Origin of the sequence: Aequorivita sp. H23M31 (assembly GCF_004022485.1) — a bacterium.
GTDB lineage: Bacteria > Bacteroidota > Bacteroidia > Flavobacteriales > Flavobacteriaceae > Aequorivita > Aequorivita ciconiae.
The window spans coordinates 2,744,044-2,767,248 of the sequence record NZ_CP034951.1; the positions used below are offsets into that span (position 1 = coordinate 2,744,044).

A 23,205-nucleotide genomic window follows, 5' to 3' on the forward strand; every position below is an offset into this window, starting at 1 on the left:
GATGCGAACCTACTTCTTACTAATTCTATCCGTATTCTGTATAAGCGGATTTTCCCAAACTTCCGAAATTGTACTGATTCCGAAGCCACAACAGATGGAAATCCATAACGGAACATTTACCATCGACAAAAACACTAGCTTCTATTTCGAACCCCAATTCGAGATTGCGGGGAACTTTTTCAATGAATTTCTGCAAAAAGGCGCTGGATTTAAACTTCCGAGTAAATCCAAAAAGAAAGCCCAAATTATAATTGAAAAAGATGGAAATCAACCTTCCGAAGGCTATTTTTTAGATATTTCAGATTCAAAAATCAATATTAAGGCTTCGGATGCAAGTGGTGCTTTTTATGCTATACAAACACTTCGGCAATTGCTTCCCACTAGTTTAGAGCGACCTCTTTCCGCTGGGGAAGAAAATAGTACTCTTTCCGTTCCCCAACTTACAATCACAGATTTCCCAAAATTTCAATATAGGGGAATGCACTTGGATGTTGCCAGGCATTTTTTCGATAAGGAATTTGTGAAAAAGTACATTGCCAATCTTGCAATGTTAAAAATGAATAAATTTCATTGGCATTTAACCGAAGATCAGGGCTGGCGAATAGAAATAAAAAAGTATCCGGAACTTACTTCGAAAGGCGCTTTCCGGGAAGAAACCAGAATTGGTCATTATGAAGACAAGCCTATTCGCTATGATGGCAAACGTTATGGCGGTTTTTACACACAAGAGGATATTAAAGAAGTAATCGCTTTTGCAAAAACCCAAAACATCACTATCATTCCCGAAATTGAAATGCCGGGCCACGCACAGGCCGCCATCAGTGCCTATCCCGAACTAGGCTGCACAGGAGAGCAGATTCCTGTGGCAACGACTTGGGGTGTGTTTGAGGATATTTTTTGTCCAAAAGAAGAAACCTTTACTTTTTTGGAAAATGTTTTGACCGAGGTTATGGATTTGTTCCCTGGAGAGTATATCCATATTGGTGGCGATGAGGCGCCAAAATTACGATGGAAGAACTGTGCACATTGCCAACAGCTCATCAAAGAAAAAAACCTGAAGAATGAGGACGGCTTACAAAGTTATTTTATTCACCGCATTGAAGAATTTGTAAACAGTAATGGGAAAAAGATAATCGGTTGGGATGAAATTTTAGAAGGTGGTCTTGCTCCAAATGCCACAGTAATGTCTTGGCGTGGAGTGGAAGGCGGTATAGAAGCGGCAAAGCAGCATAACCAAGTTATTATGACTCCCGTTTCACACGCCTACTTGGATTATTACCAAAGTGAGAATTTGGATGAACCTACTGCCATTGGGGGTTTTCTTCCCTTGAAAAAAGTGTACTCCCTAAATCCAATTCCACAAGAATTATCAGAGGAGGAAGGAAAATATATATTAGGAGCCCAAGCCAATTTATGGACGGAATATATTCCCACGGAAAAACAAGCGGAATATATGGTTTTCCCAAGAATCCTTGCTATGAGTGAGGTTGTTTGGAGCGGCCCCTCAAAGAATTTTGATAAAGACTATCCTGATTTCTTTTCGCGAGTAGAAGAGTTTATGCCGCGATTAGATGCCTTAAATATTAATTATGCCAATTATTTATATGAAGTGGAAGGCGAAATAATTAAAAAAAACGGTAAGGTTTATTACGAATTGACTACTCCTACCAAGGGAAAGGAAATAAGATATTCCATAAATGATTCCGAAGAACAGATTTATACTGAACCAATATCAATTACAGAGAACTCAGAGATTAACGCGAATGTTTATAAGGATGATGAAAAACTTGGCCGGGGGTTTAATGAGAAAATAAATTACCACAAAGGAATTACAGGAAACATAAAGATCAATGTTGAACCCAATCCCGCATATGCAGCTGGCGGAAAGGAAGCGCTGATAAATGGAATCTCAGGAAGTGAGAAACGTTATGGCGACAAGGAATGGTTGGGATTCTGGGGTGATGATCTAGAAATCACCATTGATTTAGGAGAAGAAATGGAGCTTAGTTCCCTAAAAACCCGATTTTTCAATTCACCTGGAGTATGGATTTATGCACCAAAGGAGCTACATATTACTTGCACCAATACCCGCGGGGAAGAAGTTTATTTGTCAAAGGAGATTAAGGCGTCGAATAAAAACCTAATTGATTTTAAGCAAGAATTGAAAAGTCTGAAAAATTTAAAGCCGAGATATATAAAATTGACCATCCCAAATTATGGTATGATTCCCGATGGTTTGCAAGGTGCTGGGCATAGAGCTTGGACTTTTATAGATGAAATTGTTATTGAATAATTTTAAAGCTTTGTCAAATTTTAGAACTTTGACAAAGTTGAATTTTAAACTCTGGCTATGATAATAGAAATCTGCGCAAATAGTTTTGCAAGTGCTAAGGCCGCCCAAGATGGGGGAGCTGATAGAATTGAACTGTGTAGCCAACTTTCTGTAGGTGGTCTTACGCCCTCATTGGGATTAATTGAAAAGGTCATTATTGAGCTTGTTATTCCCGTCCACATTTTAATCCGTCCACGTAGTGGCAACTTTACCTATTCGGAAGAGGAATTTGATGTTATGCTGAGAGATATTGCCTTTTGTAGTGAAATTGGCTGTGCAGGGATAGTAAGTGGGGTTTTAGATCATCATCTTGAGGTAGATAAAAAACGTACCGCTAAATTAATTGAGGTCTGCAAAGGAATGGATTTTACCTTTAATCGTGCCTTTGACTGGGTGCAAGATCCAAAAGAGGAAATTCAGAAATTAATTGATCTAAAGGCGGACAGAGTCCTCACTTCTGGATTGCAAAAATCCGCAGTGGAAGGGATGTCCCTTTTAAAAGAATTACAGGAGATTGCGCAAGGAAAAATAGAAATTATGCCGGGAGGGGGCATTAATGTGGACAATGTAATGGAATTTAAAAATGCTGGTTTTAAAAGCGTCCATCTCTCAGCACTTTCCCAAAAACAGACATTATACCAAGCTCCGAAAATCCCAATGCACAATACTGCCCTTTTCGAAGAAGGACTGATTGCTTTTTCCGATAAGGAAAAGATTGATAAGGTGGTTAAACTTGTTTCGGAATAGCCATTTCGGCTCCGCTCGATGACCAAGGACTTTAAAATCCTAATTTACAGAATCTAACGGTCTCCGAGCGGAGCCGAGGAGTTCATTTTTGCTCATCTCGGCTCTTCTCGATGACCAAATGATTTTCATACATTAGAATACGAAAATCTTATGATGTGCGAGTGGAGCCCGACTGATGATCTGAATATTCCTAATCCCAATCTCTAAAAGGGTTTTTGCTGAGGTTGGAGTTGTAGTATTTCACTTGGCCAGTTACCTCTCTACCCAACCATTCGGGTTTATGAAAAGGTTCGGCTTCATCTTTGAGCTCGATTTCGGCAACAATCAAACCTTCATTATCACCTGAAAATTCATCCACCTCAAAAATATGATCATCGTTCTGTACCTCATATCGGGTCTTTTCAATAATACCTGCCTCACAAAGATGAAGAAGTTGTTCTGCTTCGGCGATGGGAATTTGTTTTTCCCATTCAAAACGTGTCGTTCCGGACTCATTGGGTTTCCCCTTGATAGTAATATAGCCGGTCTCTCCGTGAATTCGAACCCTTACCGTCCTGTGAGGATTGGAGTTTAGAAATCCTTGTAATATACGTGCGCGTTTAAAAGCCTCGTTTTTGAAAGCTTCGGAGGTAACTAAAAATTTGCGTTCTATTTCCTGCATTTTGAAATTTGTTTGTCGTGAATTCTTGATAAAATAATTACAGCTAAAATAGCACCTATTAAAGCAAAAAGCATATCAGATTGCGTATCCCAAATATATCCTTGGGTTCCCAGAAAAGAATCTCCGCCCTCTCCGCTTAAAACGGAAACGCCCCATTCTATCAATTCGTAAGCGGCACTTATTGCCAAAGCGATACAGACCACAATAAAAAATAACCAGTTTTTTTTTAAAACCACTTTTTTGCGAAGGACCAACTCTCTGGCAATCATAGCCGGTACAAATCCCTGAGCGAAATGGCCCAACTTATCATAATTGTTACGGGATTGGTGAAAAGTATCACGAATCCAATCAAACAAAGGTACTTCTGCATAAGTGTAATGTCCACCAATGATAAGAATAGCACATTGAAAAAAGATCAAAATATAAACCAGATTGGTGAATTGGAATTTTTTGAATGTAAGAATTAAGATTAAAACTCCAATCACGGCAGGAGCCACTTCCAAAAACCAGGTAAATTGCTCTTTCGGGTTGATTCCAGACCAGATTAAAAGGAGCAGTAATAAAGATAAAAGGATATAAAGTAATTTCATATGTAAATGGGCAAAGAAAGGAAAGCTCTATATAAAACTATTCTGCAATTTCTTTTATCGTTTCCGAAGTAATTATTATCTCAGAAAAATCAATTTTTGTTAAAACAATCATGGCCTTTGCAATCGTTTCCGCGTGAATCATTTTGTACTTTCTAGGAATCAGAAATCCTAGAGTTTTCATAAAAAATTCTGCTACATTTTCGCCGAAGCGTGCTTCATTTCTATCACCAACAATCAATGAAGGTTGCAATATGTAAGTGTTTTCAATATTCTGCTTTAGGACATCGCGTTGCATCTCTCCTTTGGTTCTATTATAAAAAACTGAACTGTTAGTGTCGGCACCTAAGGCAGAAATCACAATAAAAGTTTTAATCCCATTAGTTTGGGCAAGTTTGGCCGCTTTAACGGGAATGCCGTAGTCAATTTTTTTATAAGTTTCTTTATCGGGAGTTTTAGACTTTGTTGTTCCTATACAACAGAAAACAACATCTCCTTTAAAGTCATCGGCATATTTATCCAATTTGAACATATCTATTAAATGTTCTTCAATTTTTGGACTTTTTTGCTCTACGGAACTGCGGGAGAACAGTTTGATTTTTTTAAAAGAATCATCTTCTATTAATTTATCTAATAGTATTCCGCCGGTTAGACCTGTTGCTCCAATGATTAATGCAGTTTTCAACTTTGACAAAATTTTTGGATGTTTAATTTACCATAAGAAATTTTATGTTCTCTGTATTAAAATTAAATTTAGGTAAACTTTGTCAAAGTTCTCTTCGGCTTGAACAAGTATTTATCTTAGTCAGAGTTCCTCAACAACTTTGACCAAGTATCAATTGACATGATAATCCATAGACCATGATCACGGATAAAAGTCTCAAAATAAAATACGCTAAACTTTGTCAGGATTAATCAAGGTGAAATAGACATTTATTATCTTAACGACATTATCAGGTTGTCATCCGCTTCTAGGGAATGTGGAAATTTTCAAAACTCAGGAAAATTACATTTTTTTCCTTCGGAAATACAAAAAACAATTGCTTACTATAGTCGATACCCTTTGTTATTGTTTAATGCCAAACCATTTGCATATAAAGACCTGAACAGAAGAAGAGCTTATTAACTTAAAAACCTATCAAGACTTTGAGAGAAAGGATATTTTTATCAGCAAACAATTTTCAAATTTATTCAGTTCCAATACTTAAGCATTTAATACAGAACAAGGAAGAAAAGGGAATTTATTTATGAGAGGTTTTAAAAGAACGGAAGTAAATGATGAAAATTATCTTCAAATATTAATTTATTTTATCCACTGCAATCCTGTGGAAGGTGGACCTTGCAACTCACCAGGAAATTGGCAGCGTTCGTCTTTCCGAGCGATATTTTCCGACAGGCATACTCAGTTGAGGCGGAAAGAAGTGCTAGTTTATTTTGATACTTTAGAGAACTTCTTGTATATGAATTCCCATCGCCCTAAATTGACCGGCGTAGAATAATTCTAGGGATAATCTCTTTCAACCTTAACAAAGTTTTTCGGTGTTTAAGTCCAACCCTGGGAGTTTTGATAAACTTTATCAAAGTTCCACTTGATTCGAGGTAGGAAGGTTTCTAAATCTTTAGGGTTTGAAATCCTCTAAAGGTATTAATTTTACAAAATGCTCGAAGACCAATATATCCGTAAAATAATCCACGTCGATATGGATGCTTTTTATGCTTCTGTAGAGCAATTGGACAATCCAGAATTGGTTGGAAAACCTTTGGCAGTCGGAGGTAGCGAAAAACGAGGAGTTGTTGCGGCAGCCAGTTACGAAGCACGGAAATACGGAGTGCGAAGTGCGATGAGCGGAATGGCTGCAAAACGGAATTGTCCCGAATTGATTTTTGTCCCACCGCGTTTTGATAGGTATCGCCAAGTTTCGCAAGAAATACGGGAGATATTTTTGGAATATACAGATATGGTCGAACCATTATCTCTTGATGAGGCTTATTTGGATGTAACCGAAAATAAAAAGGGAAATCCAAGCGCCACAAAGATAGCAGAGGAAATTCGCCAGAGAATTAAAGAAAGGACGGGTCTTAACGCTTCAGCGGGTATTTCTGTCAACAAGTTTGTGGCCAAAATTGCAAGTGACATCAATAAACCAAACGGACAAAAAACTATTTCTCCGGAAGAGGTGGTGCCATTTTTAGAAACCTTGGATGTTAAAAAATTCTTTGGCGTAGGAAAAGTTACTAGACAAAAAATGTATCGCTTAGGAATTTATACTGGAAAGGATTTAAAAGAACGACCTCTGGAAATGTTGGTTAAGCATTTTGGAAAAAGTGGAAACCATTACTACAATGTGGTGCGGGGTATTCATAAAAGTGAAGTGAAGTCGTTCAGAAAACAAAAATCCTTGGCAGCGGAACATACTTTTTCAGAAAATATATCCTCAGAAATTTTTATGATGGAGCGGTTGGAAGAGATCGCTAAAGAAGTGGAGGGCCGACTAATAAGGAGAAAATTGGCGGGTAAAACTGTCACCCTGAAAATTCGTTATAGCGATTTCACCATACAGACACGTAGTAAAACGGTTTCTGAATTCATAGATTCTAAACAAATGATCTTGTATGTGGTTAAAGAATTGTTATATCAGGAGAAGATGAAAGATTCGGTGCGCTTATTGGGTATTTCAATTTCAAATCTAAATAATGAAAATCTTCAGAAAGAAGATGTGCCTAAGGAAATCATCGAAGTACAATTAAAACTTGAATTTTAATTATGAAAAAAGCTACTTATCTTTAATTAATTTAAATCTCCCGATTATGAAGACCACCGCCCTTTCCATCCTTGCAATTGCAGGTTTTAGCATTCTGTTTTCCTGTAAGAATGAGGTAAAAGACACTGAGGAGAATCAAGCAGTTGTTACCGATTCCATTCCTCAGAGCTCCGCACCTAAATCTCTTTATGTTACAGCCGTAAGCGGACTCACCCTTCGGGAACATCCTAATTTGCAGAGCAAGAAATTGGTTGTAATGCCCTTAGGTACGAAGGTCAATGTAATAAATCCCGAGCCGCAAACCACTATGAACGTTGGCGGGATTGATGGCGCAATGGATGAAATTGAATACAACAACCAGACGGGATATGCATTTAATGGATTTATGTCAAAATTCCCTCCTCCAGGTGCAAATGCCAATGCAAAAAACTATGCTGAAACACTGAAAAATGAATTCCCCGCCGTTGAATACGCAGAATCTACCGGAGGCACAGTTAGTAAACCGACCAAAACGGAAACTTTGATTTTGCCGACAGATAAATGGCACGAGGCATTTTTTACGGCGCAACAACTTTTTGAGATTCCGAAGGAATTTGCTTTTCCAAATCCAAAAGGTTCCAATAATGAAACCCAGAATAATTCGAATAAAAAGAAATCGGACTTCTTAAGCGATTTACAAATTTCAAGGAATTCCAACCAACTTCAAAAGATAATGTATAATTACAAAACCACCGGATTTGGTTATACGGTTACAATTACCCAAGAAGGAGATAGAATGAAAATAGAAAAGACTGAAGTTTCAGATTAAACTATTAAAATTTGTTACAAATCGATTTTGTTTTTCTTCTTAGGGAATAATTATTTTACTTGAGTTACTCTTAATGTATTTACCATACCTTTATCAACAATTGGCATGGCAGCAAGGTTAATCAAATAATCTCCTTTATGGACATAACCTTTTTCACACGCAATTCTATTAACATCCTCCACGGTTTCATCGGTACTCACATATTTATCGTAATAAAAGGCTTTTACACCCCAAAGTAGATTTAGGCGCCCAAGGATACGTTTGTTTGAAGTAAAGGCCAATATAAACGCAGAAGGCCTCCATGACGATATTTGAAAGGCAGTGTAACCACTATTGGTTAAAGTACAAATAGCCTGCGCCTCAATTTCATTTGCCATATTCGCCGCATGATAACAAATGGATTTGGTAATGTATCGGTTGGTTTTAATCTGCGGAGGTTCTTGGGGAACTCTTATCAATTCAGAATTTTCTACGCTTTTTAAAATTTTCGAAATGGTTTTGATTACCGCTACTGGATAGTTTCCCACCGATGTTTCTGCAGAAAGCATTACGGCGTCTGCACCATCCATAATAGAGTTCGCCACGTCGTTTACTTCTGCTCTTGTAGGAGTTAAGCTTGTGATCATGGTTTCCATCATCTGTGTAGCAATAATTACCGGAATTCTCGCTCGTTTTGCAGTAAGGACAAGTTCCTTTTGAATTAATGGGACCTCTTCCGCGGGAACTTCAACGCCAAGATCCCCTCTGGCTACCATTAATCCATCACAATAGCTTACAATCTGGTCGATATTATGAACCGCTTCGGGTTTTTCAATTTTCGCGATAATGGGAATCTTATAGTCGGAATGTGCTTCGATCAAGGCTTGTAGTTCTTTCAGGTCTTCCGCATGACGAACAAATGAAAGTGCTATCCAATCAACTTCCTGCTCAATGGCAAAAATGGCATCCTGTTTGTCCTTAGCAGTTAGTGCCGGTAAAGATATATTGGTATTTGGAAGATTTACTCCCTTTTTGGATCGTAAAGGTCCACCTTGAATTACCATAACCTTTACCTCATCGACATCATTGGTTTCCAATACCTCAAAAATGAGTTTTCCATCGTCCAACAGAACTCGTTCACCAACATTTACATCTTTGGGAAAGTTGTCATAATTCATATACACCTTTTCTCGGGTGCCTTCAAATTCCTTACCGGTACAAAAATATAATAGGTCACCAGGCTGAACTATTACCTCTTCCTTCATCATTCCCACCCGAAGTTTAGGCCCTTGCAAATCGGCAAGAATTGCCATGTTTATATCCAATTCCTCGGATAGACTCCGAATAGTCGCAATGGACTCTTTTACAGTATCATAATTTGCATGCGAAAAATTCACTCTAAACATGTCCACCCCTTCCATCATCATAAGTTTGAGAATTTCTCTACTAGAAGTTGCAGGCCCTAATGTTGCGACGATTTTTGTTCTTTTTTGTTTAAACATTAATCAAAAATTAAATTGTTCTTAGATTTTATTTCTTCAAATTCTACAGCATAAGCTGAAACGACTTCATTGATTTGACTTATTTTAGAAATTATATCCTGTAAGGATGAAGATTCAAAATCCGAAAATATTTTTAGAAAATAGTCAATTTTCTTAAATTCAGGAAACAAATAATGGAGATTAGAATTTTCAACGGATTCTTCTCCAAATAAATCACCCGCACCAACAATACTTTTTTGGACTGACCGACACTTATTGGCAACCAATTGATAGGAATCATGATGGTGAACGTCTTCAAAATCGTAAATCGGAAAAGCTATTTCTCCTTCTTCACTTTTAAAATCAAGATCTGTTTTTCTTCTTGCCAGTCTTAATCCAAGATGTAAATTTAGAAGGTATGCCAGTTTATATTCTTCTTCGCTACAATGAATAGCAACAAGAGCATACGGCTCTTCAAACTCTTCTTCAAAATCAAGTTTAAGATGGGCCATTTTTAAATTTTCAGGTCTTTTCCAAGGTTTGGCAGGAATTGATAATTGAATGATTGAAGTGGTTTTTAAGGCGTATTTGTGCGATTAACAAAAATACGGAAGTAAAAGAACAAGCGAGAGGAAAACCTCTTAATTATTATCTAATTTCTCTTAATGAAAAACTCTCATCCTCTTTTAAAATCTGCTGTGTGCAATAACCCAGACCGTAAAATTGCAATAAGGTTATTACCTATAATATTAAGGAATTATAGATTGTAGCGAATTAATTTCCGTCAAGCAATTAGATTAATTATGTGTGAAGAAATGCTTTAAGGGAATTCTTGCCAATTGGTTTTTTCTATGATCCTGATAAGACTTACGGTTAGTTTAAAAGACTGCTTATCCCTTATCCGAATCGATAGTTGTCTGGAGTTTGTAGTAGGCGCGTTTTGCCGCTTGCTCCTCAGCTTTCTTTTTTGATGTCGCGCGTGCTTTGGATATTACCTCATTATCGAGTTTTAAACGAACCGCGAAGTGTTTTGGTTCATCCTTGCCATTATCCTCATAGATCTCAAAATTGAAACTGTGTTTGTCTTTTTGACACCATTCGATAAAAAGACTTTTGTAACTAATTACCTTTCCTTCCAGCTTCTTAATATCCACGTATGGTTTTATAACTCGTTTTTGAATAAATTTTTCGCAGTATTTTATTCCGCGATCCAGATATATTGCACCAACAAGGGCTTCAAAAACATTTCCATAAATGTTCCCTCCAAATTGTTGGGTTGGTACGCTGGATTTCAAAAATTTAACCAGATTCAAATCTCGACCCAATTCGTTCAAGTGTTCACGGCTTACTACTTTGCTTCTCATTTTTGTGAGATAACCCTCATCTCCCTCAGGTACTTTCTTGAATAGATGGGCGGCAATTACGGCGCCAAGCATTGCGTCACCAAGAAACTCCAACCGCTCGTAATTTTGGGGCTGGCCGGATTCGTTTTTTTCATTTGTAGATCTATGGGTGAATGCCGTTTCGTAAATTGAAAGGTTTTTTGGTTTGAAACCTAATATTTTCTTCAGGGAATCAAAAAATTCCCCGTGCTTATCCTGGCGGGAAGAAAATATATTTTTAATGGAACCCATTAAGTTTTTTAGGCATCAAGTTTTTTAAAGAGCACACATGCGTTGTGCCCTCCAAACCCGAAAGTATTGCTCATTGCGACATTAATCTCGCGCTTTTGAGCTTTATTTAGGGTAAGGTTTAAAGTCGGGTCAATATTCTCATCTACCGTAGTATGATTGATGGTAGGTGGAACAATCCCGTGGGTCATAGCTAAAATAGAGGCTATTGCTTCAATAGCACCAGCTGCACCCAATAGGTGGCCGGTCATGGATTTTGTGGAGTTGATATTAATGTCTTTGGCATGCTCACCAAAAACTTTCACGATGGCCATAAGTTCTGCAACATCCCCAAGCGGGGTTGAAGTTCCGTGGGTATTTATGGCATCTACCTCTTCAGGGCTCATATGTGCATCCTGAAGACAATTTAGCATAACACGTTCTACACCTCTTCCCTCGGGATGGGGCGCTGTCATGTGGTGGGCATCGCTGCTCATACCACCACCCACTACTTCTGCATAAATTTTTGCTCCTCGCTTTTTTGCATGCTCGTATTCTTCAAGAATAAGAGCTCCTGCTCCCTCTCCTAATACAAAACCATCTCTGGTTGCATCAAAGGGTCTAGAAGCGGTTTCGGGACTATCATTTCGGGTGGAAAGGGCGTGCATGGCATTAAAACCTCCCATACCGGCAATGGTTACCGCTGCTTCGCTTCCGCCAGTAACGATAATATCACAAGTTCCTAACCGAATGTAGTTAAAGGCATCAATAATTGCATTTGCAGATGATGCACAAGCCGAAACGGTAGTATAGTTAGGACCCATAAAACCGTGTTTTATGGAAATATTTGCCGGGGCAATGTCCGCAATCATTTTTGGAATAAAGAAGGGGTTGAAACGTGGCGTTCCATCCCCTTCAGCAAAGTTCTGCATTTCATCTTGAAAAGTTTCCAGTCCACCTATCCCAGCACCCCAAATTACGCCAACTCTAAATTTATCTACATCAATAAAGTCAATTCCCGCATCGAGAATAGCTTCATCGGAAGATACAAGGGCGTATTGGGCAAACCGGTCTAGTTTTCTGGCTTCTTTTCTGTCAAAAAAGTCCAATGCATTGAAATTTTTCAATTCACAAGCGAATTTCGTTTTGAACTTTTCAGTATCAAAATACGTAATTGGCGCACAGCCACTTTTCCCATTAACAAGACCATCCCAATATTCTTGAATATTGTTGCCTATAGGGGTAAGGGCACCAAGGCCGGTAACTACAACTCGCTTTAATTCCATTGAAGAATACTTATTTTGCAGCTTCTATATAAGTAATTGCTTGACCTACTGTAGCAATGTTCTCAGCTTGGTCATCAGGAATCTGAATGTCGAATTCCTTTTCAAATTCCATTATTAGTTCTACCGTATCCAAGGAGTCTGCTCCCAAGTCGTTAGTGAAGCTGGCTTCGTTTACAACTTCATTTTCGTCTACACCTAATTTGTCTACGATAATCGCTTTTACTCGTGATGCAATGTCTGACATAATCTTGATTTTTAAATTTAATTATAATTCGCAAAAATAAAATATTTTAATTGATTACACCATTTAATGTTTAAAATGTGAAATCTTCTCATTCTGTTCTCCACCTTTCCCTCTAAAAATCTTGCCCTATTAAGCAAATATGATAATTTAATATCAAGAGGTATAAAGGAATTCCATTCTTTGAACAAACTCTAGCTTGGGTAAATAAAGTAACCAAATTAAGCAAATTTCCGCAAAACCAACTCCGATTGCTTTACTTTTGTGGTTTCTTTAAGGATATTGGTATGAACAAGCGATAAGTTGGCAAGACTGTTTATATTGAAATATCCTCTAAAGAGATAGCAATTGTAAATATTAGGAATCTAGCACGAAAATGGATAAAAAACGAATAGTGATTTTCGCATCTGGCAATGGAACAAACGCGGAGAATATTATAAAATACTTTCAGGATAGCGAACTGGCAGAAGTAGTTCTGGTTCTCGCAAACAGTGAAAATGCTAAGGTTCTGGAACGGGCGAAGAACCTAAATGTGAGTACTACTACTTTTACTAAAGCCGAATTGTTTTTACCCGACGGAATAATAAAGAAATTAATTTCAGCCCAGCCTGATCTAATCGTATTGGCAGGCTTTCTTCTTAAATTTCCTCAGAATATTATTACTGAATTTCCCCATAAAATTATAAATATTCATCCCGCCTTGTTGCCCAAATATGGAGGAAAGGGAATGTATGGACAAAAGGTGCATGAAACTGTAATTGCGAATAAGGAATTAGAAACGGGAATTACTATTCATTATGTAAATGAAAATTATGATGAGGGTGCTATTATCTTTCAAAAAACCGTTCCTGTTTTAACTTCCGACACGGCCGAGTCCGTTGCGAAAAAAGTGCATAGCTTGGAATATGAGTGGTTTCCCAAGGTAATTGAAGGGCTATTAAAGAAAGAGCAATAGGAGGGGGTCGAAAATCGAAATCGAATTTCAAGATGAAAATGAACATGAAGATGACTTTGAAGAAATAAATGGAATATTCCAAAGGAAGCAATTATATATTAGCAATCTATAATCTTAATGGCTAAGAAGAAACAGAAATTTTATGTAGTCTGGTTTGGAAATCCCGCGGGTATTTTTGGCAGTTGGGATGAATGCAAGCGTTCCATCCAAGGCGTAAAAGGAGCACAATATAAAAGTTTTGAAACCTTTGCGGAGGCAAAAACCGCTTATAATAAAGAGTATTCTGAATATAAGGGAAAGAAATCAAAGCCTGTACTTTCACAAGAAAAACTTCAGCTTATAGGAGAACCTAATTTGTATTCCATTGCGGTGGATGCAGCGTCTAGTGGCAATCCAGGTAAAATGGAATATCGCGGTGTGGATACCCAAACACGAAAGCAACTATTCCATCAAGGCCCATTTAACCAGGGAACCAATAATATTGGGGAGTTTTTAGCATTAGTTCACGGGCTGGCTTTTCTAAAAAAGAATAATAGTGACCGTATAATCTATAGCGATTCAAAAATTGCAATCGGGTGGGTAAAGCGAAAAAAATGCAACACTAAATTAAATAGGACGGCAAGAAACAAAGTCCTTTTCGATCTGGTTGATAGAGCAGAGACTTGGCTTAAAACCAATACTTATTCAACAAAAATTGTAAAATGGGAGACTAAAGCTTGGGGAGAGATTCCGGCGGATTTTGGCAGAAAATAGCACTGTTCACTATAATAATTCAAAAATCCTTTTCGGATCTTGGTGGTTGTTCCAAAACAATAAAAATTCAACGGAGTTGTTATAAACGGTGTAAAATAGAGTTATTTGCTCAACTATTGGTATAATTCTCACATTTCCGTCGAGCTCCCAAGCGCTAAAAGAAAACGGTTGCTCTTTCAGTATATGTTTTACTCGTTCAGGTTTTTCGATAAATTTCCCAACTTCCTTCACTTACCATTTATTAAATAGATAGTCTAAATTATTGAAATAACTTTCTTCAGCCGTTTGACTGATTATAATCCTATAAGCCATATTTTTCTTTCGACTCTTTTAACACATCTTCAAAATCCCGATATTCTCCGGCTTTGATATCTCCCTTTGATTTTTCAATCAAACTTTTGATTGCCTTTATCTCAAGTTCCTTATACTCCATTGGAAAGAGATATCTTGAAAGAAGTTTTACTTCTTCACTCGTAAAATCCTATCGGCACATAGAAATATATCCAAGACATTTTAGGGAAATGCAGATATATTAGACGCTAAAATTGAATTTTCATTTGAAACAAAGGTGAAAAGAAGTACTATTGGATTTGCATAAAATTCATCTTCTCCATTCTCTATCTCTAAGTTGTTAAATCACATCTTTTGATATATTTTTAAGTAAATTTGCACCTCACTTCAAATAACCTTTATGAGCAAGCTCGTTATTGTGGGTACAGTTGCGTTTGATGCTATTGAAACCCCTTTTGGAAAAACGGATAAAATTCTTGGCGGGGCCGCAACTTATATTGGGTTGGCGGCTTCACAATTTAAGGTGGATGGTGCCATAGTATCCATTGTAGGTGGCGATTTCCCAGAAGAAAATTTGGATATGCTTAAGAGCAAGAACATGAATCTTTCTGGACTTGAAGTTGTTAAAGAAGGAAAGACTTTCTTTTGGAGCGGAAAATACCATAATGATATGAACACGCGGGATACTTTAATTACAGATCTTAACGTTTTGGCCGACTTTAGTCCACGAGTTCCTGAGGCTTATAGAAGTTCTGAAGTTGTTATGTTAGGAAATTTGCATCCCCTCGTCCAATTGGATGTAATCGCGCAAATGGATTATCCAAAATTGATCGTCTTGGATACCATGAACTTTTGGATGGATAGCGCACTTGAAGATTTAATGAAAGTAATTGCAAAAGTAGATGTCGTTACTATCAACGATGAAGAGGCTCGACAGCTATCTGGGGAATATTCTCTGGTAAAGGCGGCACAGAGAATAATGGAGATGGGACCCAAATTCGTCGTTATTAAAAAGGGAGAGCATGGCGCTTTACTGTTCGGTGAAGACGATGTTTTCTTCGCCCCAGCAATGCCCTTGCGTGAAGTTTTTGATCCTACGGGCGCCGGTGATACATTTGCCGGTGGTTTTACGGGATATTTGGCAAAAACAGGAAATTACAGCTATGATAATATGAAGAATGCCGTTATAAACGGATCCGCTTTGGCTTCTTTCTGTGTAGAAAAATTTGGTCCTGAAAGATTGCTCGACCTCACTAATACCGATGTCCATCAACGCATACAACAATTTAAGAGCTTAACCCAATTTGATATTAAATTAACCTAATTCAGAATTCTGAATTCTGAATTCAGAATTAAAAATATATGAGCGACGCGTTAAAACACGAATGTGGAATTGCCTTAGTTAGATTGTTAAAACCCTTGGATTATTATAAGGAAAAATATGGCACTGCTTTTTACGGGGTAAATAAAATGTACCTGATGATGGAAAAGCAGCACAACCGTGGGCAGGATGGCGCTGGATTGGCAAGTATAAAGTTGGATATGTCCCCCGGCGAACGATATATAAGTCGCATCCGTTCTATTGATCCACAACCTATTCAAGATATTTTTGCGCAGATAAACGAACGTATCAACGTCGAGTTTAAAAGCCATCCAGAATATCTTACCGATGTTGCCGCTCAAAAAAGGAATATACCCTACCTAGGCGAATTGTTTCTTGGCCATGTGCGCTATGGAACCTTTGGGAAAAACAGTGTTGAAAATGTACATCCCTTTCTTCGCCAGAACAATTGGATGCACCGAAACCTCATTATTGCAGGAAATTTCAATATGACAAACACGAATGAGTTGTTTGACAATCTTATAAAACTGGGTATGCATCCAAAAGAAAAAGCTGATACCGTTACCGTTATGGAGCGAATTGGCCATTTTTTGGATGATGAGGTTAGAAAGCTTTATAAAAATGCCAAAGCCCGAGGCATGAACAAGCAGGAGGCTTCCCCTTATATTGCGGAAAACCTTAAACTAGGCAAAATCCTTCGGAAATCCTCTTCCAATTGGGATGGAGGGTATGTAATGGCAGGTTTGTTGGGTCACGGAGATGCCTTTGTTCTCAGGGATCCAGCCGGAATTAGACCAGCTTATTATTATCAAGATGAGGAGATTGTCGTAGTCGCCTCAGAGAGACCCGCCATTCAAACATCTTTTAATATAGCTTTTGAAGATGTAAAGGAATTGGAGCCTGGGAATGCGATTATAATTAAAAAGAATGGGCACGTTAAGATTTCACAAATACTTTCTCCATTAGAGCGTCGCTCGTGTTCTTTTGAGCGTATCTATTTTTCTAGAGGAAATGATGCCGAAATCTATGAGGAGAGAAAAATGCTAGGTAAATTGGTCATGCCCAAAGTATTAGAGGCAATTGATTACGATACCGAAAATTCCGTTTTTTCATTTATCCCAAATACAGCCGAAACTTCCTTTTATGGAATGTTGGATGCTGCCCAAGATGAGCTAAACAAGCAGAAAAATGAGGCAATTATAAAAGAGCGAAAAACCCTTAACCTAGATCGTCTTCATCAAATTCAGGCACACAAAATCCGTACGGAAAAGATTGCGGTGAAAGATGTTAAGCTACGTACTTTTATCACCGATGACAATAGCCGGGACGATTTGGTAGCGCACGTTTATGACGTTACTTACGGAGTGGTAAAACCAGAGGATAATCTGGTTATTATTGACGATAGTATTGTTAGGGGTACTACTTTGAAAAAGAGTATACTCAAAATGCTCGATAGATTGCATCCAAAGCAAATTGTAGTTGTTTCTTCTGCTCCACAAATACGTTATCCCGATTGCTATGGAATAGATATGGCACGACTAGAAGATCTGGTAGCCTTTCAAGCCGCTCTTGAACTTCACAAAGATCGGGGGACGGAAGCAATAATCCAGGAAATATACGAGAAATGTAAAGAACAGGTTTCTTTGGAAGATATGGTGGTTGTAAACCATGTGAAAAAACTCTATGCTCCATTTAGTGATGAGGAAATTTCGGATAAAATTGCTGAAATTATAGGTGCCGAAGGGATAAAAGCGGAGGTTAAGATAATATTCCAAACGGTGGATGATTTGCACAAAGCATGTCCAAAAAACCTTGGTGACTGGTATTTTACAGGAAACTACCCTACTGCCGGTGGTAATCGGGTGGTAAACAGAGCTTATATCAACTTTTACGAAGGGAATTCAGCACGGGCTTATTGATAGGTTCTTCCTAGTTTAAAGACGAACTTCTCTTCATAATAAAAAGGAAATTCACCATTTTCAAATGCTGGGATTCTGAAGTTCATTAAGGATAACTTCACGTGTTTCTCTTTTTAATTCCCGTCTATCTTCCAAAGTCATTCCAGTAGTTGGAATTAGCTTTTTAACTTTTACCCGCATTCGCCCGGGACCTCCCTTAAAGAAAGAATAGGGAAAACGCTTTTTATTATCATGAAATATCATTGGCGCTATGGGAATTTGATGCTCTATCGCCAACCTAAACGCACCATCCTTAAATTCGTCCAAAATCAAATCCAGATCTTTTGGTACACCACCTTCAGGGAAAATACAAACTCCCAAACCTTCATTTATTCGCTTTTCAGCATTTCTAAAGGCCTCTACTCTGCTTTTGGTATTGCTTCTATCTACTAGAATACAACTTCGTTTATAAATATATCCAAATATTGGAAATTTCGCCAATTCCTTCTTTCCCACAAACACAAAGGGATTTTTAGTTGAATAAAACATCAGCATAATATCCGTCATTGAGGTGTGGTTGGCAACAAACAAATAGCTTTCGTTTTTTATGTACTTAACTTCTCTCTTAATAACGGGGTAGCATCCAATTCCGAAGATTATCGCGCCCGACCAAACCCTAGCTACCTTAAAAAAGAATGGATACCACGAATGTTTTAGAAGACTTATAAAAAGAAACGGAAATAAGACGATAGTAACGAGTGCTACTATTAAATAGAACCATACTCGATAGAAGACAGCAAATATATACTGGAGAATTTTCATCTACTTTCAAAAGTAATAATTTCAATGACTCCAATAAATCAAATAAAGTACCTTTGCGGAAAATTATCTAAGAAATGTCCAGAATACTAACCGGAATACAAAGCACAGGAACTCCCCACCTTGGAAATCTGTTAGGAGCACTCATTCCCGCAATTGAAATGGCGAATGACCCAAAGAATGACTCCTTTCTTTTTATTGCAGACATGCATTCGTTAACGCAAATAAAAAATGCTGCGACCTTACGGGCAAATACGTACAGTACCGCTGCAACTTGGTTGGCATTGGGACTGGATACAGATCGTGTAGTGTTTTATCGTCAAAGTGATGTTCCTCAAACTACGGAGTTGACATGGTATTTGAGTTGTTTTTTCCCATTTCAGCGACTCACCTTAGCACATTCTTTTAAAGATAAGGCGGATCGTTTGGAAGATGTAAATGCCGGATTGTTTACTTATCCCATGTTGATGGCGGCGGATATCTTAATTTATGATGCCGAAATAGTTCCCGTAGGAAAAGATCAAATGCAGCATATTGAGATCACTCGCGATGTTGCCTCTCGTTTTCATACGCAAATGGGTGAAACTTTTGTAATGCCCGTAGGGCAAGTCCGAGAAGAAACTATGTATGTTCCCGGAACTGATGGTAGCAAGATGAGCAAATCCAAAGGGAATTATATCAATATTTTTTTAGATGATAAAAAACTTCGGAGACAGATAATGGGTATCGAAACCGATAGCACTCCTATGGAAGAACCTAAAGATCCTGATACTTGTAATGTTTTCAATATTTATAAATTGTTAGGTTCAAAAGAAGAAGTGGCTAAAATGCGTAATAACTACGAAGGTGGTAATTATGGCTATGGACACGCCAAGCAGGCGCTATTTGATTTGATAGTGAACAAATTTTCAGAAGAACGTGCTCGATATAATTATTATATGGAAAATCTTTCAGAAATTGACGACGCATTAGCAGCCGGAGCCGCGAAGGCCCATAAAGTCGCCGATGATGTTTTGCAAAGAGTAAGAAAAAAATTGGGATACAACTAAAAACCCATTTTCAATATCTTTTTTTTCCGGAAAAATTCTACATTCTATAAATCCAATCTGCTGGATTGATTTTTGTTTTATTCTTATAAATATAGAATTTCAAAACTGTCCTTCCTTCGGTAGGACTTTTTGCAACAGTTCCTATCTTTTGCTTGGTAGAGACCTTATCTCCTTTTTGTACTGAAACCGTTCCAAGATTGCTATATACAGAGATATAATCTCCATGCTGGATAAACAGCACTTTGTTCGCACCTTTAATCACTTGGATAGACATTACCTGACCTTCAAAAATAGCTCGGACTGGGGCATTGTCCTCCGTTGCGATTTCCACACCGCTACTGCTGGTTGTTACATTTGGAAACTGGGGATGCTGGTGGGTTCCAAAACTTTTAACCACCATTCCCTTCTCCACTGGCCAAGGAAGTTTTCCTTTATTACTGCTAAAACTGGCAGCGAGAGCTTTATCTTCTGCGGTAAGTGCAAATCCGCCGGCGGCTGCAGGTTCCTTTGTCGGCTTTTTTGAGGCATTTGCCTTTCTATTGGCTTCGGCTATGGCTGCCTTTATCAAATCATCTATTTCCCTATCAATCTTATCAGCTTCTTTCTGCTTTGCACGAATTTGTGTTGTAAATCTACTCTCATCTTTTTTCAGGGTTGCAACCAGTTCTTGTTGTGATTTACGTTCCGCAGTTAGTTGTTTTTTGGCAACCTCATTTTCGGCAATTAGTTTTTGTTTGGTTTTTTTCTGTGCAATTAGACTTTCATTCAGTTTTTGGAGTTCTTCGGTTTTTGCACGTATTCCCTCACCCTGTTTTTTTCGGAATTTCGCATATTGTTTCATATACTGAACTCTTTTATAGGCTTGCAAAAAGTTTTCCGAAGACAATAAAAACATAATTCTACTCTGCTGACTTTTACTCTTGTAGGATTTCCGGATCATTTCGGCATAATCGGCCTTCATAATTTTTAATTCTTCGCGCAGCGAACTTATTTTATCAATATTTCCATTGATGTTCCGCGTGAGCAAATTAGCCTGTTGGTTGGTTACCCGAATCAGATTTTCTGTTGCGGAAATCCGTTGATTGATGTCTTCTACCTGGGAAAGCACCGATTTCTCTTCTTTTTTAGTTTTGAAAAGCAAGGAATTTATTTGTTTAATTTCCTGCAAAATCGCTTGGCGCTTCTCCTCGAGTTCCTTTTGTTTATCCACTTGGGCAAACGTTGAGGGAACCACAAGGAAGCATACTAGGACGGCAAGATATATAGGTAAGTTCCTCATTTACAGTTCAATTTTTTCATATCCCGAAGGAATGTCAAATGGAAAACTGATATCTACGTTTAAATCTATTTTTTTGTAGATCAGTTCTATTTTGGTCTGGGATTGTTCTTCTGTAGTTATAATGGAAATATCCACTGGGAAATATTGCCCACCAATTTGCTGATAATTGCCATAACGAACGTTTAATATTCGGTCGTGATCTGGCTGGGCTAGTGTTTCCAAAGCTATTCTGAAATTTCCTGGGTTTAGAAAAAGCGAATGTATAAAATTTTCGGGCTGTCTTTTTGGAAGCAACTTAAACTTCTGTTCAAATATTTCCGAAGAGTATCTGGAGGCATCTAGATGAAAAATCGATTGCCCCAATAAAAGATTTTGCGCTTGTTCAAAGTTTATGGGAGTTCCAATCCATTCTCCTAACAATGAAAAATCACCTTCAAAATAAGTTTTCCCGATGGTTTCGTAATAACTCACACTTTCTGGAGTAATCAGCACCTTGGCCAAAGTAATCCCCAATATGGAGGCCTTAACCCAGATAGTTTTATCCTTTTCCATGCGCAGGCTTACGGCTACGCTTTGGGATTTTTTTTCAGTGTCGTAGCTCAATTGAACTCTTCCCGCCAAGGTTTCAAACTCTGGCATCGTAGTTAGGTGAGAAGCGATAAGATTTTTGGTGGAGGTTTCCTTAATATCGGTCGTGATTGCTTTAGAAGGGCCACAAGAGGTGAAAATAAAAGTTGCTAATATTCCTACGAGTACAGAAATTCGACGAATTTTAATAGGTACCATTCTGTGTACCCATTTAGAATCCGAACCCGATAATAAAACCGATTTTAAATATTTCATATTTTAATTCGACGATTGGATTTGGGATGCTTTTTCAGAATAGAATTTAGCCTTTTTTAAATCGTTTTTGGCAGTATAGGCTACTTGTAGTTGGTTGTAAAAGTCAAATTCCATTTGTGGATCATCAAGTAAAAAATCTAAGCCCGTTTCCAAACTTTCAATAGCATCCGAAAACTTTTCGAGACCATTGTTGGCAACACCATTCAATAAATACAATAGCGCCTGGGCGGGGAAAATTTCCAGTCCTTTTTCGCTAAGTGCTGCGGCTTCATTATATTTTTTAACATCTAACTGAAGCAAGAGTGTGTTTTTTAGTAAATTATAATTGTCCAGAGAATGCGCAATTCCCTTTTCATAGAAATGCAAGGCTTGTTCTTTTTGAGATTTCGACGAAAAATAATCTCCTAACTTCTCATAAACTTTACCGCCATTTTCTTCTGAAAACAGAGTTGCCATAGCTTCCAAATCCTGTTCATATTCTGGATTTTTATTGACAAACTGAATAAAATCTCCTAGAACCCGATATTTACTTTCCTCATCGATCTGATTGGAAGAAAAAACGATCTTCATGGATTTCAGGGCTTCTGTAGTATTTCCTTCATCCAAATAAAATTTATAGAGGGCCAAGTGGACTAGCTGCGATTTTGGATTGCTCTTCAATAGGTTTTTTGCCGTTTCAAAAGCTTTTTCCTTATTGTCTTGTTCACTATAAAGAAATATTAGACTCAAATATTCCTTTTCATTCTTCGGATTACTATCAATTTTTTGCTCTAAATTTTCAATAGCACCTGCTGTATTTCCCGTTGCCCGATATATTTGCGCACGAAGAGCATTTCGAATATCACTCTCTCCCCAAATGTTATCTAGTTCGTCCAACTGCGCGATGGCCTCATCATAGTTTTTGGTGAGCGTTAAAAGATTGGCAAGATCTTCTTTGTAGTCCTCATCATAAGGGATCAACCTTCGTACAAGTGGAAGCGCCTTTTCATAATCCTTTTCTTGGTAGTATAAATCATAAAGATGCTGAAGGACATCCAATCGGTCACCTAAAATATCCAAAACCTTTTTATAATCCACTTCTGCCTCGTCATAGACCTTTAAGGCAGCATAATTTTTCCCCATTTCAAAAAAAACTACTGCGTTCTCCTCCGGAGTTTTGGCCACGTCTTTTGCTTTATTTAAAGCAGCTAAGGCCAACTCATGATTTTCAATTGCCTTTTGTTTTAAAGCTTCAAAAAAGTTTTCCTGAAATTTATCTTCTTGTATTCCCAGTTGGTCCATTGGGTTTTGGATGGAATCTGTGGGTTTTTCTTGGGCAATTAGAGCCTTGGGGAGAAGGAAAACCCCAAAAATAAAAATTGAAAAGAGTATTTTTTTAGTAATCATAATAAGATTCAAAAATCACTATTTCTAATATCCAATGGAGAGCACCTTTGCCAATCCATCTTAACCAGCTCTAGTGTTTCAGCATCAATTTTTCTG

The 23,205-nt window shown here is 37.8% G+C and carries 22 protein-coding genes; 9 read left to right on the forward strand and 13 right to left on the reverse strand.

Annotated features, from left to right (window positions below):
* Position 1: 1 nt before the first annotated feature.
* Entirely contained in the window at positions 2–2,293 is a 2,292-nt protein-coding gene (locus tag EI546_RS12090) for a beta-N-acetylhexosaminidase (RefSeq protein WP_128250778.1), read from the forward strand.
* Between the two features lie 57 nt (positions 2,294–2,350).
* A complete protein-coding gene (locus tag EI546_RS12095; RefSeq protein WP_128250779.1) occupies positions 2,351–3,079 on the forward strand; it encodes a copper homeostasis protein CutC in 729 nt (242 codons plus the stop codon).
* Between the two features lie 190 nt (positions 3,080–3,269).
* On the opposite strand, the gene EI546_RS12100 is transcribed toward EI546_RS12095, so the two are convergent.
* The 3 genes from EI546_RS12100 to EI546_RS12110 are packed head-to-tail and all read right to left on the reverse strand — an operon-like array spanning position 3,270 to position 5,012.
* On the reverse strand, positions 3,270–3,740 hold the full coding sequence (locus EI546_RS12100) for a CYTH domain-containing protein (protein WP_128250780.1): 471 nt from the start codon (positions 3,738–3,740) through the stop codon (positions 3,270–3,272).
* Positions 3,728–4,330 carry a DUF2238 domain-containing protein gene (locus EI546_RS12105; protein WP_128250781.1) on the reverse strand — a complete coding sequence of 201 codons (603 nt, stop codon included), beginning with the start codon at positions 4,328–4,330 and terminating at the stop codon, positions 3,728–3,730. Before EI546_RS12105 ends, EI546_RS12100 begins: the two co-directional genes overlap by 13 nt.
* Positions 4,331–4,367: 37 nt before the next feature.
* Positions 4,368–5,012, reverse strand: coding sequence for an NAD(P)H-binding protein (locus tag EI546_RS12110; protein ID WP_240673109.1), 645 nt, complete (start codon positions 5,010–5,012; stop codon positions 4,368–4,370).
* Positions 5,013–5,985: 973 nt separating this feature from the next.
* Here EI546_RS12110 and dinB point away from each other — a divergent pair.
* Both dinB and EI546_RS12125 read left to right on the forward strand, forming a co-directional pair.
* Complete coding sequence (gene dinB / locus EI546_RS12120) at positions 5,986–7,089, forward strand: DNA polymerase IV (RefSeq protein WP_128250784.1); 1,104 nt, start codon at positions 5,986–5,988, stop codon at positions 7,087–7,089.
* Positions 7,090–7,135: 46 nt separating this feature from the next.
* Positions 7,136–7,897 carry an SH3 domain-containing protein gene (locus EI546_RS12125; protein ID WP_128250785.1) on the forward strand — a complete coding sequence of 254 codons (762 nt, stop codon included), beginning with the start codon at positions 7,136–7,138 and terminating at the stop codon, positions 7,895–7,897.
* Positions 7,898–7,947: 50 nt separating this feature from the next.
* On the opposite strand, the gene pyk is transcribed toward EI546_RS12125, so the two are convergent.
* The 5 genes from pyk to EI546_RS12150 form a co-directional block, all read right to left on the reverse strand.
* Positions 7,948–9,378, reverse strand: a complete 1,431-nt coding sequence (gene pyk / locus EI546_RS12130) for a pyruvate kinase (RefSeq protein WP_128250786.1) — start codon at positions 9,376–9,378, stop codon at positions 7,948–7,950.
* Complete coding sequence (locus EI546_RS12135) at positions 9,378–9,869, reverse strand: IPExxxVDY family protein (protein WP_128250787.1); 492 nt, start codon at positions 9,867–9,869, stop codon at positions 9,378–9,380. Before EI546_RS12135 ends, pyk begins: the two co-directional genes overlap by 1 nt.
* Before the next feature lie 378 nt (positions 9,870–10,247).
* On the reverse strand, positions 10,248–10,991 hold the full coding sequence (gene rnc, locus EI546_RS12140) for a ribonuclease III (protein WP_128250788.1): 744 nt from the start codon (positions 10,989–10,991) through the stop codon (positions 10,248–10,250).
* A gap of 8 nt (positions 10,992–10,999) precedes the next feature.
* The gene (fabF, locus tag EI546_RS12145; protein ID WP_128250789.1) at positions 11,000–12,253 is read right to left on the reverse strand and encodes a beta-ketoacyl-ACP synthase II; all 1,254 of its coding nucleotides are present in this window, start codon (positions 12,251–12,253) and stop codon (positions 11,000–11,002) included.
* 10 nt (positions 12,254–12,263) lie between these two features.
* Positions 12,264–12,497 (reverse strand): acyl carrier protein, encoded by a 234-nt coding sequence (locus EI546_RS12150; RefSeq protein ID WP_073222159.1) that lies wholly within the window; start codon positions 12,495–12,497, stop codon positions 12,264–12,266.
* A 373-nt stretch (positions 12,498–12,870) separates the two neighbouring features.
* On the opposite strand from EI546_RS12150, the gene purN reads away from it, so the two are divergent.
* Positions 12,871–13,449, forward strand: coding sequence for a phosphoribosylglycinamide formyltransferase (gene purN, locus EI546_RS12155; protein ID WP_128250790.1), 579 nt, complete (start codon positions 12,871–12,873; stop codon positions 13,447–13,449).
* A gap of 117 nt (positions 13,450–13,566) precedes the next feature.
* Entirely contained in the window at positions 13,567–14,202 is a 636-nt protein-coding gene (locus tag EI546_RS12160) for a ribonuclease H1 domain-containing protein (protein ID WP_128250791.1), read from the forward strand.
* Between the two features lie 301 nt (positions 14,203–14,503).
* Here EI546_RS12160 and EI546_RS16610 read toward each other — a convergent pair whose 3' ends face one another.
* Positions 14,504–14,635: a hypothetical protein gene (locus EI546_RS16610; protein WP_262707625.1), complete on the reverse strand. Its 132-nt coding sequence runs from the start codon at positions 14,633–14,635 to the stop codon at positions 14,504–14,506.
* A 258-nt stretch (positions 14,636–14,893) separates the two neighbouring features.
* Here EI546_RS16610 and EI546_RS12165 point away from each other — a divergent pair, with 258 nt between their 5' ends.
* Together EI546_RS12165 and EI546_RS12170 are read left to right on the forward strand one after the other, a co-directional pair.
* A complete protein-coding gene (locus EI546_RS12165) occupies positions 14,894–15,817 on the forward strand; it encodes a PfkB family carbohydrate kinase (RefSeq protein WP_128250792.1) in 924 nt (307 codons plus the stop codon).
* Positions 15,818–15,855: 38 nt separating this feature from the next.
* Positions 15,856–17,754 (forward strand): amidophosphoribosyltransferase, encoded by a 1,899-nt coding sequence (locus EI546_RS12170; RefSeq protein ID WP_128250793.1) that lies wholly within the window; start codon positions 15,856–15,858, stop codon positions 17,752–17,754.
* 60 nt (positions 17,755–17,814) lie between these two features.
* On the opposite strand, the gene EI546_RS12175 is transcribed toward EI546_RS12170, so the two are convergent.
* Positions 17,815–18,555: a lysophospholipid acyltransferase family protein gene (locus EI546_RS12175; protein ID WP_128250794.1), complete on the reverse strand. Its 741-nt coding sequence runs from the start codon at positions 18,553–18,555 to the stop codon at positions 17,815–17,817.
* 74 nt (positions 18,556–18,629) lie between these two features.
* On the opposite strand from EI546_RS12175, the gene trpS reads away from it, so the two are divergent.
* On the forward strand, positions 18,630–19,601 hold the full coding sequence (trpS, locus tag EI546_RS12180) for a tryptophan--tRNA ligase (RefSeq protein ID WP_128250795.1): 972 nt from the start codon (positions 18,630–18,632) through the stop codon (positions 19,599–19,601).
* A 37-nt stretch (positions 19,602–19,638) separates the two neighbouring features.
* On the opposite strand, the gene EI546_RS12185 is transcribed toward trpS, so the two are convergent.
* From EI546_RS12185 to EI546_RS12195, 3 genes are read right to left on the reverse strand one after another with little or no spacing between them, the layout of a single operon-like run.
* Entirely contained in the window at positions 19,639–20,880 is a 1,242-nt protein-coding gene (locus tag EI546_RS12185) for a murein hydrolase activator EnvC family protein (RefSeq protein WP_128250796.1), read from the reverse strand.
* A complete protein-coding gene (locus EI546_RS12190; RefSeq protein WP_128250797.1) occupies positions 20,881–21,723 on the reverse strand; it encodes a DUF4292 domain-containing protein in 843 nt (280 codons plus the stop codon). It abuts the gene before it with no gap.
* Positions 21,724–21,726: 3 nt separating this feature from the next.
* Positions 21,727–23,109 (reverse strand): tetratricopeptide repeat protein, encoded by a 1,383-nt coding sequence (locus EI546_RS12195; protein ID WP_128250798.1) that lies wholly within the window; start codon positions 23,107–23,109, stop codon positions 21,727–21,729.
* Positions 23,110–23,205 lie beyond the last annotated feature (96 nt).

Bases quoted from the DNA above. Each gene is read 5' to 3' on its own strand.
- dinB (WP_128250784.1), top strand. From the start codon at position 5,986: ATGCTCGAAGACCAATATATCCGTAAAATAATCCACGTCGATATGGAT.
- trpS (WP_128250795.1), top strand. From the start codon at position 18,630: ATGTCCAGAATACTAACCGGAATACAAAGCACAGGAACTCCCCACCTT.
- EI546_RS12090 (WP_128250778.1), top strand. From the start codon at position 2: ATGCGAACCTACTTCTTACTAATTCTATCCGTATTCTGTATAAGCGGA.
- EI546_RS16610 (WP_262707625.1), bottom strand. From the start codon at position 14,635: ATGGAGTATAAGGAACTTGAGATAAAGGCAATCAAAAGTTTGATTGAA.
- EI546_RS12160 (WP_128250791.1), top strand. From the start codon at position 13,567: ATGGCTAAGAAGAAACAGAAATTTTATGTAGTCTGGTTTGGAAATCCC.
- EI546_RS12125 (WP_128250785.1), top strand. From the start codon at position 7,136: ATGAAGACCACCGCCCTTTCCATCCTTGCAATTGCAGGTTTTAGCATT.
- EI546_RS12190 (WP_128250797.1), bottom strand. From the start codon at position 21,723: ATGAAATATTTAAAATCGGTTTTATTATCGGGTTCGGATTCTAAATGG.
- EI546_RS12195 (WP_128250798.1), bottom strand. From the start codon at position 23,109: ATGATTACTAAAAAAATACTCTTTTCAATTTTTATTTTTGGGGTTTTC.
- pyk (WP_128250786.1), bottom strand. From the start codon at position 9,378: ATGTTTAAACAAAAAAGAACAAAAATCGTCGCAACATTAGGGCCTGCA.
- purN (WP_128250790.1), top strand. From the start codon at position 12,871: ATGGATAAAAAACGAATAGTGATTTTCGCATCTGGCAATGGAACAAAC.
- EI546_RS12150 (WP_073222159.1), bottom strand. From the start codon at position 12,497: ATGTCAGACATTGCATCACGAGTAAAAGCGATTATCGTAGACAAATTA.
- EI546_RS12185 (WP_128250796.1), bottom strand. From the start codon at position 20,880: ATGAGGAACTTACCTATATATCTTGCCGTCCTAGTATGCTTCCTTGTG.
- EI546_RS12165 (WP_128250792.1), top strand. From the start codon at position 14,894: ATGAGCAAGCTCGTTATTGTGGGTACAGTTGCGTTTGATGCTATTGAA.
- EI546_RS12105 (WP_128250781.1), bottom strand. From the start codon at position 4,330: ATGAAATTACTTTATATCCTTTTATCTTTATTACTGCTCCTTTTAATC.
- rnc (WP_128250788.1), bottom strand. From the start codon at position 10,991: ATGGGTTCCATTAAAAATATATTTTCTTCCCGCCAGGATAAGCACGGG.
- fabF (WP_128250789.1), bottom strand. From the start codon at position 12,253: ATGGAATTAAAGCGAGTTGTAGTTACCGGCCTTGGTGCCCTTACCCCT.
- EI546_RS12175 (WP_128250794.1), bottom strand. From the start codon at position 18,555: ATGAAAATTCTCCAGTATATATTTGCTGTCTTCTATCGAGTATGGTTC.
- EI546_RS12135 (WP_128250787.1), bottom strand. From the start codon at position 9,869: ATGGCCCATCTTAAACTTGATTTTGAAGAAGAGTTTGAAGAGCCGTAT.
- EI546_RS12095 (WP_128250779.1), top strand. From the start codon at position 2,351: ATGATAATAGAAATCTGCGCAAATAGTTTTGCAAGTGCTAAGGCCGCC.
- EI546_RS12100 (WP_128250780.1), bottom strand. From the start codon at position 3,740: ATGCAGGAAATAGAACGCAAATTTTTAGTTACCTCCGAAGCTTTCAAA.
- EI546_RS12170 (WP_128250793.1), top strand. From the start codon at position 15,856: ATGAGCGACGCGTTAAAACACGAATGTGGAATTGCCTTAGTTAGATTG.